The organism is Xanthomonas sp. NCPPB 3959 (assembly GCF_056675575.1).
The window spans coordinates 1-14,971 of the sequence record NZ_JBWWVR010000023.1; the positions used below are offsets into that span (position 1 = coordinate 1).

Annotated in this window: 11 protein-coding genes; 9 read left to right on the forward strand and 2 right to left on the reverse strand. The window is 64.6% G+C overall.

Going from position 1 to position 14,971, the window contains the following annotated elements:
* Positions 1 to 157: 157 nt before the first annotated feature.
* Positions 158 to 1,231, reverse strand: a complete 1,074-nt coding sequence (locus AC1KVG_RS19840) for a LacI family DNA-binding transcriptional regulator (RefSeq protein WP_481095527.1) — start codon at positions 1,229 to 1,231, stop codon at positions 158 to 160.
* Between the two features lie 230 nt (positions 1,232 to 1,461).
* Here AC1KVG_RS19840 and AC1KVG_RS19845 point away from each other — a divergent pair, with 230 nt between their 5' ends.
* The 7 genes from AC1KVG_RS19845 to AC1KVG_RS19875 all read left to right on the forward strand — a co-directional run bounded on the left by AC1KVG_RS19845 (position 1,462) and on the right by AC1KVG_RS19875 (position 13,309).
* On the forward strand, positions 1,462 to 3,603 hold the full coding sequence (locus AC1KVG_RS19845; protein WP_481095561.1) for an alpha-glucuronidase family glycosyl hydrolase: 2,142 nt from the start codon (positions 1,462 to 1,464) through the stop codon (positions 3,601 to 3,603).
* Complete coding sequence (locus tag AC1KVG_RS19850; protein ID WP_481095528.1) at positions 3,600 to 5,570, forward strand: sialate O-acetylesterase; 1,971 nt, start codon at positions 3,600 to 3,602, stop codon at positions 5,568 to 5,570. The genes AC1KVG_RS19845 and AC1KVG_RS19850 overlap by 4 nt, the downstream gene beginning before the upstream one ends.
* 11 nt (positions 5,571 to 5,581) lie before the next feature.
* Entirely contained in the window at positions 5,582 to 6,841 is a 1,260-nt protein-coding gene (manD, locus tag AC1KVG_RS19855) for a D-mannonate dehydratase ManD (RefSeq protein ID WP_481095529.1), read from the forward strand.
* Positions 6,841 to 8,535 carry a glycoside hydrolase family 43 protein gene (locus AC1KVG_RS19860; RefSeq protein WP_481095530.1) on the forward strand — a complete coding sequence of 565 codons (1,695 nt, stop codon included), beginning with the start codon at positions 6,841 to 6,843 and terminating at the stop codon, positions 8,533 to 8,535. Before manD ends, AC1KVG_RS19860 begins: the two co-directional genes overlap by 1 nt.
* Before the next feature lie 71 nt (positions 8,536 to 8,606).
* The gene (locus tag AC1KVG_RS19865; protein WP_481095562.1) at positions 8,607 to 11,225 is read left to right on the forward strand and encodes a glycoside hydrolase family 3 protein; all 2,619 of its coding nucleotides are present in this window, start codon (positions 8,607 to 8,609) and stop codon (positions 11,223 to 11,225) included.
* Positions 11,226 to 11,334: 109 nt separating this feature from the next.
* Positions 11,335 to 12,789 (forward strand): mannitol dehydrogenase family protein, encoded by a 1,455-nt coding sequence (locus AC1KVG_RS19870; protein WP_481095531.1) that lies wholly within the window; start codon positions 11,335 to 11,337, stop codon positions 12,787 to 12,789.
* 43 nt (positions 12,790 to 12,832) lie between these two features.
* Complete coding sequence (locus AC1KVG_RS19875; protein WP_481095532.1) at positions 12,833 to 13,309, forward strand: DUF6265 family protein; 477 nt, start codon at positions 12,833 to 12,835, stop codon at positions 13,307 to 13,309.
* 58 nt (positions 13,310 to 13,367) lie between these two features.
* On the opposite strand, the gene AC1KVG_RS19880 is transcribed toward AC1KVG_RS19875, so the two are convergent.
* Entirely contained in the window at positions 13,368 to 13,754 is a 387-nt protein-coding gene (locus AC1KVG_RS19880; RefSeq protein WP_481095563.1) for a bleomycin resistance protein, read from the reverse strand.
* A gap of 309 nt (positions 13,755 to 14,063) precedes the next feature.
* Here AC1KVG_RS19880 and AC1KVG_RS19885 point away from each other — a divergent pair, with 309 nt between their 5' ends.
* On the forward strand, positions 14,064 to 14,516 hold the full coding sequence (locus tag AC1KVG_RS19885) for a SymE family type I addiction module toxin (protein ID WP_481095533.1): 453 nt from the start codon (positions 14,064 to 14,066) through the stop codon (positions 14,514 to 14,516).
* Positions 14,517 to 14,735: 219 nt separating this feature from the next.
* Positions 14,736 to 14,894 (forward strand): DUF2256 domain-containing protein, encoded by a 159-nt coding sequence (locus tag AC1KVG_RS19890; RefSeq protein ID WP_074056361.1) that lies wholly within the window; start codon positions 14,736 to 14,738, stop codon positions 14,892 to 14,894.
* Positions 14,895 to 14,971 lie beyond the last annotated feature (77 nt).

A 14,971-nucleotide genomic window follows, 5' to 3' on the forward strand; every position in this document is an offset into this window, starting at 1 on the left:
CCAGCACGCAGCCGGCAATGCGCCAAAGCAACTCAGTGGCCGCCAGGAAGCCTACGAGAACCTGATCAATCAATATCTGACGCGTTGATGCTGTGCAGGTGATCGTCTGCACACGCGGGCGATCATCTACTGCCTGCGCGCATGGCCGCGTGCAGCGTTACGGTTGTTCTGCTGCATCCGGCGCTGCCGGTGCGGCCACCGAATCCCGCTTGACCAGCAGGTGCGCGACCACATGATCGACCATCTTCGCCGTACGCTCCTTGGCACGAATCGTCTTCAACAAGATATCCAGTGCAGCGTCGGCCATGGCGGCGATGGGCTGCTGTACGGTGGTGAGTTCGGGCCACACTGCGGTGGCGGCAGAAGTATCGTCGAAACCGACCACCGACAGATCGCGCGGCACATCCAGGCCGCGCCGGTGCGCAACCGAGATGGCAGCAGCGGCCATATCGTCGTTGCTGGCGAAGATCGCGCTGGGGCGGCGTTTGCGCGCCAGCAATTTTTCCGCAGCGACCAGACCCGACTTGTAGGTGTAGTCGCCCGGCTGCACCAGATGCCGATCCAGGCGCAAGCCGGCATCGGACAGCGCCGCTTGAAAGCCTTCGAAACGGCGTGCGCTGGCGGACAGATTGGGATGCCCGGCGATGTAGCCGATGCGGGTATGCCCCTGCGCGATCAAATGCTCGGTGATCTCCTTGGCGGCAGCGAATTCGTCGATGCGCACGCAGGCGACATCCGGGCTGAAGTGGTTGGAGGCGATCGCCACCACCGGCACCTTGGCGCGTACCAGTTCCAGTACCGCGGCCTTGGACTCGCACAGCGGCGGCGGCAGGATCACCCCGGCCACGCCCTTGGCGAGCTTGCGTGCGGCACGGCGTTCGGCATCGGCATCCAGGTCGTCCCAGCAGTCGATCACCAACTGGATCGAGGTGCGCGAGGCCACCCGCAACACGCCCAGCAGCAACTCGCGCAAATACGCGCCACTGGGGTCGCTATAGATCAATGCGATACGCAGGCTTTGCGCGGCGGCGAGTGCGCTGGCGGCCAGGTTGGGCGTATAGCCGAGCTTGTCCACCGCGCGCAGCACGCGCGCACGAGTGGCATCGCGCACGCTGCCATTGTTGTTGACTACGCGCGAGACCGTCATCGGCGAGACCTTCGCCAGCGCCGCCACCTCATTGATGGTGATCGCGCGGCTGGTGCGGCGGACCGATTTCCTGACCTTCTCCAAGCGTGGCCTCTTCAAGTGGGTGGCGAATCTGCACGATGCACACATGCTGCAGTGAGAACGCAAGCGCCGCATGCATGCGTGACGATGCGAGGCATGGTACCGGGAAGCAGGCACAGCGGCGATACACGGCTGCGTGCGTTCGCGCCAATGGAGCATGCCGCATGAGCAGATGTTTGACTGGCCGCCGCGTCGCGGATTGCCGTGCGTTCTCATGGCAGTGGTTGCTGGCGATGTTGCTGCTGTGCGGGTTGGCGCTGGCCAGTACCAGTGCGCAAGCCGACGATGGCCATGATTTATGGTTGCGCTACCAACCGCTGGCCAATGCAGCGCAGCTGCGTGATAGCGCGAGCGAATTGATCGTCGCTGGCGACTCACCGAGCCTGCACGCAGCGCGAGACGAGTTGCAGCGTGGGCTGTCGGGCCTGCTTGGCAGCGCGCCGCATCAGGCCGATGCCGTGACCCGCGATGGTGCGATTGTGTTGGGTGCCGCCACGGCGCCGCAGATCGCTGCATTGACGCTGGACACCACGCGCCTGGGCCGCGAGGGATATCTGATTCGCAGCGTCAGCGTGGGCGGGCATCGCATCACCGCCATCGTCGGCGGTAGCGACATCGGTGCGTTGTATGGCGCGTTTCACTTCCTGCGCCTGCTGCAGACCGGCCAATCGCTCATCGCACTGAATGTGCGTGAGTCGCCGCGGCTGCAGCTGCGCATGCTCAATCATTGGGACAACCTGGATGGCGTGGTCGAGCGTGGCTATGCCGGTGCCTCGTTATGGAACTGGCAGACCCTGCCCGGCTATCTGGACCCGCGCTACACCGATTACGCACGCGCCAATGCATCGCTGGGCATCAATGGCACTGTGCTCAACAACGTCAATGCCAAGGCATGGAGCCTGACACCGCAGTATCTGGACAAAGCAGCAGCACTCGCAAATGTGTTTCGTCCCTACGGCATTCGTGTGTTTCTCAGCGCGCGCTTCAGTGCGCCGATCGAGATCGGCGGCCTGAAGACCGCCGACCCGCTGGATCCGCAGGTGCAGCAGTGGTGGCGTGACAAGGCGAACGAGATCTACGCACGCATTCCAGATTTTGGCGGCTTTTTGGTCAAGGCCAATTCCGAAGGCCAACCCGGCCCGCAGGATTACGGGCGCAGCCATGCCGATGGCGCGAATCTGTTGGCCGATGCGCTGGCGCCGCATGGCGGTGTGGTGATGTGGCGCGCGTTCGTCTATTCGCATGAGCAGCCGGACGATCGCGCCAAGCAGGCGTATAGCGAGTTCGTGCCGCTGGATGGACGATTCCGCGACAACGTGATCGTGCAGGTCAAGAACGGGGCGATCGACTTCCAGCCGCGCGAGCCGTTCCATCCGCTGTTCGGCGCGATGCGCAAGACGCCGTTGATGCCGGAGTTTCAGATCACCAAGGAGTACCTGGGCTTTTCGACGCATCTGGCCTACCTGGGCACGCTGTTTGCCGAAACCCTGCAGGCCGATACCTATGCGCGCGGCAAGGGCTCGACCGTGGCCAGGACCGTGGATGGCTCGCTCTTCAACGACACGCAACGCACGCGGCTGACCGGCATTGCCGGCGTGGCCAACATCGGTGCGGACCGCAACTGGAGCGGCTCGATCTTCGATCAGGCCAACTGGTATGCGTACGGGCGGCTGGCCTGGAACCCGGACCTGTCGCCGCAGACGATCGCGCAGGAATGGGTGCGCATGACGTTTTCCAACGATGCTGCCGTGTTCACGCCCGTGGTCGACATGATGCTGCGCTCGCGCGAAGCGGTGGTGGACTACATGACCCCGCTCGGCCTGCATCATCTGATGGGACGCGGCCATCACTACGGCCCGGCACCGTGGGATGCAGGCAGCGAGCGCCCGGATTGGGACCCGGTGTATTACCACCGCGCCGACCGCAACGGGATCGGCTTCGACCGCAGTGCCAGCGGCAGCAATGCGGTGGCGCAATACGCTAAGCCGGTGGCGCGGGTGTTCGGCGATGTGCAGCGCGTGCCCGAGCGCGATCTGCTGTGGTTCCACCATGTGCCCTGGGACCACCGCATGGCATCGGGGCGGCCGTTGTGGGACGAGCTGGTGTGGCATTACGACCATGGCGTGGACGAGGTGCGTGCCATGCGAACCACCTGGCAGAGCCTTGCGGGCAAGATCGATGCGCCGCGGTATCAGCAGGTGGCGAACTTCCTGGCGATCCAGCAGGACGAGGCGCAGTGGTGGCGTGATGCCAGCATCGCCTACTTTCAGAGCGTCTCCGGGCGGCCGTTGCCTGCCGGCACGGCGCCGCCGGCGCATCCGTTGACGTATTACCAGGCATTGAAATTTCCGTATGCGCCGGGGAATCCGAAATGAGCCTGCGTGGTTTTGCCGTGGTCATCGCCACGCTATCGGCATCGCTGCTACCACGCATCGCGCATGCAGCCGACGCACCGTTGCTGCATGCGCTGTTTCAGGAGCATGTAGTGCTGCAGCGCGATGCGCCGATCCGTGTGTGGGGAGACGCAACGCCTGGCGCGCGCGTGAGCGTGCAACTGGCTGCACAACAAGTGCAGGCACGCGCAGATCGACAAGGTCATTGGCAAGCGCGCCTGCCTGCGCAACCCGCGGGCGGGCCGTACACCTTGAGCGCACGCACCAACCAGGGCGCGGCGCAGCAAGTGAACGACGTGCTGATCGGCGATGTGTGGCTGTGCTCGGGCCAATCCAATATGGAATTGCAGGTGCATCGCACATTGGATTCGCGCAGCGAGATTGCCGATGCCGACAACCCGCGCATCCGCATGTTCAAGGTGCCTGCGCAATCCAGCCCGACGCCGCAGCGCAGCTTCGGTAGCGATGCGGCGTGGCAGCTCACCACGCCGGAGACGGTGAAGGACTTCTCTGCGGCCTGCTATTACTTTGCGCGTGAGTTGCAGAAGACCGTCGACGTGCCGATGGGCTTGATCAACGCCTCGTGGGGCGGCTCGCAACTGCAGGCCTGGATCGGCGAAAAAGCCTTGCGTGCTGCCGGCGACGACGGTCCGGCACTGGATGTGCTGGCGCGTTACGCACGCGACCCGGTGGATGCCGCGCCGCATTGGGCTGCGCTGTGGGAGACGTGGTGGCATGCGCACGGCGAAGGCGAAGGCGAACCATGGCAACCGGATGCGCCCGGCGATTGGCAACCCGCACCGGCCGCGCTGGGCGCATGGGACGACTGGGGCGTGCCGCAGCTGGTCGGCTTCAACGGCATGGTCTGGTATCGCACCAGCATCGAGTTGACCGAGGCGCAGGCCGCGCAAGACGCCACCTTGCTGCTGGGGCCCGTGGACGAGCTGGACCAGACCTGGGTCAACGGGCGCGGCGTGGGCAGCAGTTACGGCGCCGATCAGCCGCGTCGCTACAGCTTGCCGCGCGGGCGCCTGCATGCCGGGCGCAACAGCATCGTACTCAACGTGCTCAACACCTATCGGCGCGGTGGGCTGCTGGGCGATGCGCAATCGCGTGCGCTGCAGTTTGCCGATGGCAGCACACTAGCGCTGGCCGCGCCCTGGCAGTACCGCATTGTGCCGCCGCAACTGGGCTCGCCACCGCGCGCACCGTGGTCGTCGGCGGCCGGGCTGACCACCTTGTACAACGGCATGATCGCCCCGCTCGGCCAGCTCGGTCTGCGTGGCGTGCTGTGGTACCAGGGCGAATCCAATGCTGGCGATGCAGCGCATTACCCGGCCTTGCTCACGGCCTGGCAACGCGATTGGCGGCAACGCTTCGGTGCGCAGTTGCCGCTGCTGATCGTGCAGCTTGCCAACTATGGCGCGCCGCCCACGCAGCCGGTCGAAAGCGGTTGGGCGCAACTGCGCGAAGCACAGCGCCGCTTCGTCGCCAACGATGCGAACGCAGGCCTGGCGGTGGCCATCGATATCGGCGACCGCTACGACATCCATCCGGCCAACAAGCAGGAACTGGGCCGGCGCCTTGCGCGTGCGGCGCGGCAGGTGGTGTATGGCGAGGCGATTGCGCCTTCCGGCCCGGTGCCACGCAGCGTGCGGCGTGACGGCGACGCACTGCGCATCGACTTCGACGACGTCGACACCGCATTGCTGAGCTACAGCGCCGGTGCACCGATCGGCTTCGAAGTGTGTGGTGCTGCACCCGGCAGTTGCCGCTATGCCGCCGCCACCTTGCGCGAGCGCGCCATCGGCCTGCGCATCCCTGCCGGCCTGGATGCCACACGCGTGCGCTACTGCTGGGCCGACAGCCCGGTCTGCACGCTGTATGACCGCAACGGCCTGCCCGCCGTCCCGTTCGAACTCCCCATCACTGCCGCTTCTTCCCCATGAGCGAGACCCCGATGTCACAGACTCCCGACTCCCCTGCTCCGCTGCAAGGCTCGGCCCGCGATCGCGAGATCGTCGAGGCGCGCGTCATCGTCACCTGCCCCGGGCGCAACTTCGTCACCTTGAAGATCCGCACGCGCTCGGGCATCACCGGGCTGGGCGATGCCACGCTCAATGGCCGCGAACTGGCGGTGGCGGCGTACCTGCAGGAACACCTGGTGCCGAACCTGATCGGCCGCGATGCGGGCCGTATCGAAGACATCTGGCAGTTCTTCTACCGCGGCGCGTACTGGCGCCGCGGCCCGGTGACGATGAGCGCGATCGCGGCGGTGGATGTGGCGCTGTGGGACATCCTGGGCAAGATGGCTGGCATGCCGTTGTATCAGTTGCTCGGCGGGCGCTCGCGCGAAGGTGCGCTGGTGTACGGCCATGCCAATGGCCGCGATATCGCCGAAACCAGCGAGGAAGTCGGCCGTTTTCGCGAGCTCGGCTTTATCGCCATTCGCGCGCAATGCGGCGTGCCCGGCATCAAGAAGACCTACGGCATTTCCAGCGGCGGCAAACCGTACGAGCCGGCCGAAAGCGAGCTGCCGACCGAAACGGTGTGGTCCACGCCGCGCTATCTCGGCGTGGTGCCGAAGCTGTTCGAGCAGCTGCGCAGCGATCATGGCGATGAGATCGAGTTGCTACACGACGCACATCACCGGCTCACCCCGATCGAAGCCGCCCGTCTGGGCCGCGACCTGGAGCCGTACCGATTGTTCTGGCTGGAAGACGCCACGCCTGCCGAGAACCAGCGTGCATTCGAAGTGATTCGCCAGCACACAGTCACACCGCTGGCGGTGGGCGAGGTGTTCAATTCGCTCTGGGATTGCAAGCACCTGATCGAGCAGCAGTTGATCGACTACATCCGCACCACCATTGTCCACGCCGGCGGCATCACCCATGTGCGGCGGCTGGCCGATTTCGCCGCGCTGCATCAGGTGCGTACCGGCTTCCACGGCGCCACCGATCTGTCGCCGGTGTGCATGGGCGCGGCATTGCACTTCGACACCTGGGTGCCCAACTTCGGCATCCAGGAATACATGTTCCATTCCGACGAGGCCAATGCGGTGTTTCCGCACGACTATGTGTTCCGCGACGGGCGCCTGCATTGCGGCGAAACCCCGGGCCACGGCGTGGACATCGACGAAACCCTGGCGGCGAAATATCCCTACGTGCCCAAGCAGTTGCCGGTTGCGCGCCTGGAAGACGGTGCGATGTGGGACTGGTGATGCGCCTGCTGCCAGCCGTGCTTGCGACACTGCTGATTGCCCTGGCCGCGCCTGCAAATGTGCAGGCGCAAGCGCAGGCCGATGTCGCCTTCGATTGGTTCGACTATCGCGGCGACGACACTGTGTTCGCCACACCGTTGCCGGCCGGCCATTACCGCAACCCGGTGCTGGCCGGGTTCTACCCGGACCCCAGCGTGACGCGCGTGGGCGAGCGCTACTACCTGGTCAATTCCACCTTTGCGTATTTCCCTGCGATCCCGGTGTTCGAGAGCGCCGATCTTATGCACTGGACGCAGATCGGCAATGTGGTCGAGCGCCGTGAGCAGTTGAATTACGATGGCCTGGGCGTCTCGCGCGGCATGTTCGCTGCCAGCATTCGCCATCACGACGGGCGCTTTTATGTGGTGGGCACCTCGGTCGATAGTGGCGGCAACTTCATCGCCAGTGCCAGCAATCCCGCAGGGCCATGGTCGCCACTGACGTGGTTGCCGGGCATCGATGGTATCGACCCGTCGTTGTTCTTCGACAGCGATGGCAGCGCCTATCTGCTCAACAATGGCCCGCCGGAAGGCACGCCGTTGTACGAAGGCCATCGCGCGATCTGGATGCAGCGTTTCGACCTCGCCACCAATCAACCGACCGGCCCGCGCAAGGTGCTGCTCAACGGCGGCGTGGATCTGGCCAGCAAACCGATCTGGATCGAAGGCCCGCATCTGTATCAACGCGACGGTTGGTATTACCTCTCGTGTGCCGAAGGCGGCACCGGGCCGCAGCATTCGCAGGTGGTGCTGCGCAGTCGCAAAGTGTGGGGGCCGTATACAGCCTCGCCGCACAATCCGATCCTGACCCAACGCGACCTGCCGGCCGAGCGCGCGCACCCGATCAGCAACGCCGGCCATGTGGATCTGGTGGACACGCCGGACGGGCAATGGTGGGCGGTGTTTCTGGCCAGCCGCCCGTATGCGGGCGAGCGCTACAACACCGGGCGCGAGACCTTCTTGCTGCCGGTGCAATGGCACGATGGCTGGCCGTCGATTCTGCCGGCCGGCGAGCCGATTCCGTATCACGCACAGAGCCCGCGCGGCGGGAAGACACCCGCCGATCAAGCACCGTTGTCGGGCAACTTCACTTGGCGCGATGACTTTGCCAGCACCTCGCTACAGCGCGAATGGCTCTATTTGCGTGTGCCCAAACAGGATGTGGCCGACCTACGCGCACGCGCCGGTTGGTTGACGCTGCATGCCAACGCACACGGCCTGGACAGCACCGCCACACCGGCCTTCCTCGCGCGGCGCCAGCAACACACGCGCTTCACTGCAAGCACTGCGTTGGCGGTGCCTACGCAGGCCGGCATCAGTGCCGGGCTTACCGCCTTCCAGAATTCCAATGCGTGGTATGCACTCGGCGTGCGACGCATTGGCGATGTGCTGGAAGTATTTGTGGACAAGCGCGATGGCGCGACAACCACCACGCTCGCACGCACCCGCATACCTGCAACCACACAGTTGCGCCTGCAGATCAGCGGCGACGGCGGCGCCTACAGCTTCGCCTTCGATGCCAATGGGCGCGGCTGGCAATCGCTGCGCCGCAACGACGATGCGGGCATGCTCAGCACCGCACAGGCCGGCGGCTTCGTCGGCAGCATGATCGGGCCTTTTGCCCAGCTGGAACCGGACCGCACCAAGGAGGACTGACCATGCATTCGCACACCGCTCACCTCGCCATCGCCCCACGTCGCGCACTTGCACGCAGCTTACTGCTGGCGATGGCCCTTGCCGCCACCAGCACGCAGGCCGCAACACCACCGCCGTATCTGGACACGCAACGTCCCTTCGACGCGCGCGCTGCCGATCTGGTGGCACGCATGACGTTGGAAGAAAAGGCCGCGCAGATGCAGAACGCCGCGCCCGCCATCCCGCGCCTGCAGGTGCCCGAATACGATTGGTGGAACGAAGCGCTGCACGGCGTGGCACGCGCAGGCGGAGCCACTGTATTTCCGCAGGCGATTGGCCTGGCGGCCACCTTCGACACGCCGTTGATGGCCGAGGTGGCCACCGCCATCGGCGACGAAGCGCGCGCCAAGCACCACGCATTTCTGGCGCGCGGCGAGCACAAGCGCTATCAGGGACTCACCTTCTGGTCGCCCAACATCAATATCTTTCGCGACCCGCGCTGGGGCCGCGGGCAGGAAACCTATGGCGAAGATCCGTTCCTCACCGCGCGCCTGGGCGTGACCTTCGTGCAAGGTCTGCAGGCGCAGCAAGGGCCGTATCGCAAGCTCGATGCCACCGCCAAACACTTCGCCGTGCACAGCGGGCCGGAGGCCGACCGCCATCACTTCGATGTGCATCCCAGCGAACGCGATCTGCACGAAACCTATCTGCCTGCATTTCAAGCCCTGGTGCAGGAAGGCAAGGTCGCCGCGGTGATGGGCGCCTACAACCGCGTCAACGGCGAATCCGCCTCGGCCAGCACGCGGCTGGAAGGCATCCTGCGCAAAGACTGGGGTTTCGACGGCTACATCGTCAGCGACTGCGCCGCCATCCGCGATATCTGGCAGAACCACAAGATCGTGCCCACGCCCGAAGCCGCCGCCGCGCTCGGCGTCAAACATGGCACCGATCTGGATTGCGGCGATACCTACGCCGCGTTGCCGGCCGCAGTGCGTGCCGGTTTGATCGACGAGGCCACCATCGACATCGCGCTCAAGCGCCTGATGACCACACGCATGCGGCTGGGCATGTTCGACCCGCCGGCCAAGGTGCCGTGGGCGCAGATTCCCGCATCAGCCAATCAATCGCCGCAGCACGATGCACTGGCACGCCGCACCGCGCGCGAATCGCTGGTGCTACTAAAAAACGATGGCGTGTTGCCGCTCAAACCCACACTCAAGCGCATCGCCGTGATCGGCCCCACCGCCGACGACCCGATGTCGTTGCTGGGCAACTACTACGGCACGCCGGCCGCGCCGGTCACCATCCTGCAAGGCATCCGCGACGCCGCACCGCAAGCGCAGGTGGTCTACGCGCGCGGCAGCGATCTGGTGGAAGGACGCGAAGACCCCAACGCCGCCGCACCGATCGACACGCGCTATCTGCGCCCGGCCGCTGGCGCCACGCAGAACGGGTTGACCGGTGAATACTTCAAAGGCCGCGCATTGGCCGGCACGCCGGTACTGACCCGCATCGACCCACGCATCGCCTTCCGTTGGGATCGCAACGCACCCACCGACGATGCGGTGGGCCGTGGCGAACTGCATGCCGACCGCGCGCTCGACAAGGACGACTTCAGCGTGCGCTGGCATGGCCAGCTGCTACCGCCAGTCTCGGGCACTTACGAGTTGCAGATCGCCGCCGACGATGGCGTGCGCCTGTCTCTGGACGGCAAGCTGCTCATCGATCAATGGAGCGAGGCTCCGCGCATGCGCGGCGGCAACGCCAGCGTCGCATTGGAAGGCGGCAAGGCCTACGACTTACGCGTGGAATACTTCGAGGCCACCCGCGATGCCGGCGTGCGGCTGGCTTGGCGCATGCCCGGCGCCAAGCCGCCGCTGCAAGAGGCCGTGGACGCCGCACGCAACGCTGAGGTGGTGGTGTTCGTCGGCGGCCTCACCGGCGATGTGGAAGGCGAAGAGATGGACGTCAACTATCCCGGCTTTGCCGGCGGCGACCGCACCGACACACGCTTGCCCAAACCGCAACGCGAGCTGCTGCAGGCACTGCAGGCCACCGGCACGCCGGTGGTTGCAGTCCTCACGACCGGCTCGGCGCTGGCGATCGACTGGGCGCAGCAACACGTGCCCGCCATCCTGCTGGCCTGGTACCCCGGCCAACGGGGCGGCAGCGCGGTGGGCGATGTGCTGTTCGGCCAGGCCAGTCCCGGCGGCCGCCTGCCGATCACCTTCTACAAGGAAGACGAGCGCCTGCCCGCCTTCGACGATTACGCCATGCGCGGCCGCACCTATCGCTATTTCCAGGGCAAGCCGCTGTACCCATTCGGGCACGGCCTGTCGTACACGCAATTCGCCTATTCGGACCTGCGCCTCGATCGCAGCACCGTCGCTGCCGATGGCATGCTTACCGCCACGGTCACGCTGAAGAACACCGGCCAACGCGCAGGCGATGAAGTGGTGCAGCTGTATCTGCATCCGCTGAAGCCACAACGCGAACGCGCCCTCAAGGAACTGCACGGCTTCCAACGTATCACCCTGCAACCAGGCGAACAACGGCAGCTGCGCTTCACTATCAAGCCGCAAGACGCCCTACGTATCTACGACGAGCAACGCAAAGCCTACGCGGTGGACCCAGGCGCCTACGAGCTGCAGATCGGCGCCTCCAGCGCAGACATCCGCAGCAAACAACGCTTCACCGTCACCGACGAGTAATCGCGCTCCAAGAAGCCGCCGCGAAAAGCCCCTCTCCCGTCGGGAGAGGGGTTGGGGTGAGGGTACGGCCACCACGCGAACGTGCAGCACCCACTATTCCAAACAAATCATGCCAATCCCACAACTCTCCCTAGCCACCCTTCCGCACCTAGCCAAAACAATCCTAAAACCCAACTACGACCCAGCAACAACCACCATCGGCATCGTCCACCTAGGCGCAGGCGCCTTCCACCGCGCCCACCAGGCCGTCTACATCGACGACCTACTCGCCGACGACCCCACCTGGGCCATCAGCGCCGTCTCGCTACACAGCCCACACGTGCGCGACGCCCTACGCCCACAAGACGGCCTCTACACCCTCGCCCTGCTCGACGAACACCCGCAACTGCGCATCATCGCCGCCATCCGCGAAGTGCTGTGCGCCGCGGACGAACAAGCTGCGGTGCTCGCACGCCTCGCCGACCCCGCCGTGCGCCTGGTCACTCTCACCGTCACCGAAAAGGGCTATTGCCTCGCAGGCGACACCCTTGACCTCAGCCACCCCGATATCGCGCACGACATCGCACATCCATCCACACCGCGCAGCGCCATCGGCTATCTCGTCGCCGGCTTGCAGCAGCGCAGGCAGCAAGGCACCGCGCCGTTCACCGCCCTCAGCTGCGACAACCTGCAAGACAACGGCAACCTGCTACGCCGCGCGGTGTTGCTGCTCGCACAGCAAAACGATCCCGCGCTTGCGGATTGGATCGACCGGCACGTCAGCTTCCCGCGCTCGATGGTCGACAGCATCACCCCCGCCACCGACGACGCACTGCGCGCGCAGGTGCACGCGCAAACCGGCCTGCACGACGCCTGGCCGATTCAACGCGAGCGTTACACCCAGTGGGTGATCGAAGACCGCTTCTGCAACGGACGCCCCGCCTTCGAGCGCGCAGATGTCACCCTCAGCGACGACATCGTCGGCCACGCGCGCGCCAAACTGCGCCTGCTCAACGCCCCGCACTCCGCGCTCGCCTATCTCGGCAGCCTGCTGGAGTTGGAGACCGTCGCAGACGCCATGCATCACCCGCAACTGGCCGCCTTTGTCGAAACCCTGATGCGCGAGGACATCGCCCCCACCCTGCAACCGATGCAAGGCTTCGACCCGCAGCACTACTGCGGCGCCATCCTGGCCCGCTTCCGCAACCCCGCCGTCCGCCACCTGCTCGCCCAGATCGCCTGGGACGGCTCGCAGAAGATTCCCGTGCGCTTGCTCACTACCATCGGCGACGCATTGGATGCCGGACGACGGATCGACCGGCTATGCCTGCCGGTCGCAGCGTGGTTGCACTTCGTGCGCAGGCAGGCACGTAATGGCGTGACCTTGATCGACCCGTTGAGTGAGTCGCTGAGCAAGATCGGGCGCGACGCAACCGGCGATGCCATCCACGACGTGGCAGCGTTTCTCACTCTCGATGCCGTATTTGCTCCGCTCTCTGGCGATGCGCGCTTTGTAGAGGCATTACAGCACGCATATGCCGCACTGCATGCTGGAAGTCCAGCAGACGTGCAAAGGTTGCTGTAGAAGCTGAGTTAGCACGGATGCTCCACACACTGGATCCATACACATGCGCTACTCAAACAGCCTCTTGCTGGCCGCTGCAATCGCATTCGCCCAAACTGCCCAAGCATCTTCAAGTGGTGCACTCAAGGATGTTGAATGGCTTGCAGGATGCTGGCGCGCAGAGAATCAAGAAGAAGGATCGATAGAGCACTGGATGTCACCTGCGGGCGGGACCATGCTTGGCATGAGTCGCACGGTGCGGGGCGGAAAGACGGTGGAGTTCGAGTTCATGCGCTTGCAGCTGGGCGGCAGTGGGCAGCTGGAGTTCGTGGCGTTGCCATCTGGACAAGCCGAAACGACATTCAAACTGTCCAAATCTGGCCAGAACTTTGTCTCCTTCCAGGCACCGGATCACGATTTCCCGGAGCAGGTGTCCTACCAAGAACTGGCAAAGGGGCGTATGCAAGCCCGCATCGAAGGCACTGTGGGAGGACAGCCGCGCACCATCGATTTCACCTTCAAGCGGGTGCCGTGCAAGTAGCTCCCGCGGCCCTGCTCACGCATGACTCCCTTTCGTCCTGCCAGGCCTTGCCATCGAGTCAGGTCTTGATTACTTGACCCACCCGGATCAAGTTGCCGTTCTCATCGACAATCGCGAACTCCCGCATGCCCCAAGGCTTGTCCCCGACAGGATCCAGCCGTGGAATGCCGTGCACCGCAAGTCCAGCGCCACGCATGGCGGCATAGACCGCATCGACATCGCCAACCCGGATGTAACACCCCGCATAGCAGGCAGCAGGATCAAGGTCCGGGTGCGCGAAGAAGTGCAGTTCGACGTCACCGCGCGTCAGGATTGCGTATCCCGCATCGTGCGGATGCGCGTCGCCGACAAAGCCAAGCCGTCGATAGAAGGCGACCGTGCGTTCGATCGAGCGGCCTGGGAGCAGTGGAATCGTACGGTCTGGCGTTTCGGCAGTGGAAGTCATCGCTTTCTCGTAGTGGGAGAACGAAGTCGTCTTTGGATGCAACGATACGCCACATCAAAGGGATCGGTTGAGAGCCGTGTCGTCATGTATTGACTCGATCCATTGGCGAGTAGCAAGATTCCTTTGCTGCGGCACATTCCGCAGCCGGATTTGACAGTCCGAAACCACAAGGCGCACCAGCGCCCATTGCACGATGTCGGCGCTTTTTCTTTGCCTGATGTCTGCGTTGGGTAGCGTGCCCGCTCTATGGCGGGCGGTGTGCGGAGACCGAAAGGTCTGCCGGTACCTTGTGGCCGGTCTGTCAACCGCATGCCGTCCGCCACCTCGATTGACAGCGATGCGGCGGACTTCCTATCGCACAAGGAGTTCGATATGACACGTCCCAAAGCAACAGCCCGTGCAAGCTCTGCATCGCCCGCCAAACGCGCCTCCGTTGTACGCAAGACGGCAAAGCAGAGTCCGGTCTTCACCAGTACTACTGATGAGACATCGATCGATCCATCGCTTGCGCCTACGCCGCCCTTACGCAAACCGTACTTCCGCATCCCGGACCAGGTCACCATGAGCCGCCAGCACTACAACGTGCGGCGTGCCGAAGATGTGGTTGGCTGCGCGGTACCCAAGCTGCGGCTGTCCGGGCGCTGGTTGGAGCAATGCGGTTTTGCTGTTGGCGATGCGCTGCGGGTCACGGTGGGGCGTGGCGTGTTGTTGATCAGCCGCGTGGCGCCCGCTATTCCTGCGGCAAGACCACGCAGAAGGTGACACGCTTTGAGCGCGCGCATCCGGCGCTTTGCACCCCTTCTCCCGTGCAAGAGAGAAGGGGAACTGTCTGCTCCGGCGCGAATGGCAGAACAGTAGCTGCGTTATGTTTGAGCGGCTTGAGACCTACGCAGCTAAGAAGACAGCTACGCCACGTCGCTCAACATGACATGCTTGGCTCACCCTTGCTCCCATCCATGTTCCGTCAGGTCTGAAACCCGCATGGCCATGCGCAAGAAACACGAGCTGCCGGAAAAACCCTGCATGCACTGCGGGCGGCCGTTTCGTTGGCGCAAGAAGTGGGAGCGCGTGTGGGACGAGGTGAAGTATTGTTCCGACCGTTGCCGTGGCGAGAGCAAGCGGACGCGTCCGGCTCCATGACCAGCGTAGTGTTGATCGCCGATCGACAGCCCGCGCGGCACAGCTACCAGGCCGGTTCGCAGATGTGTATTCGCCTA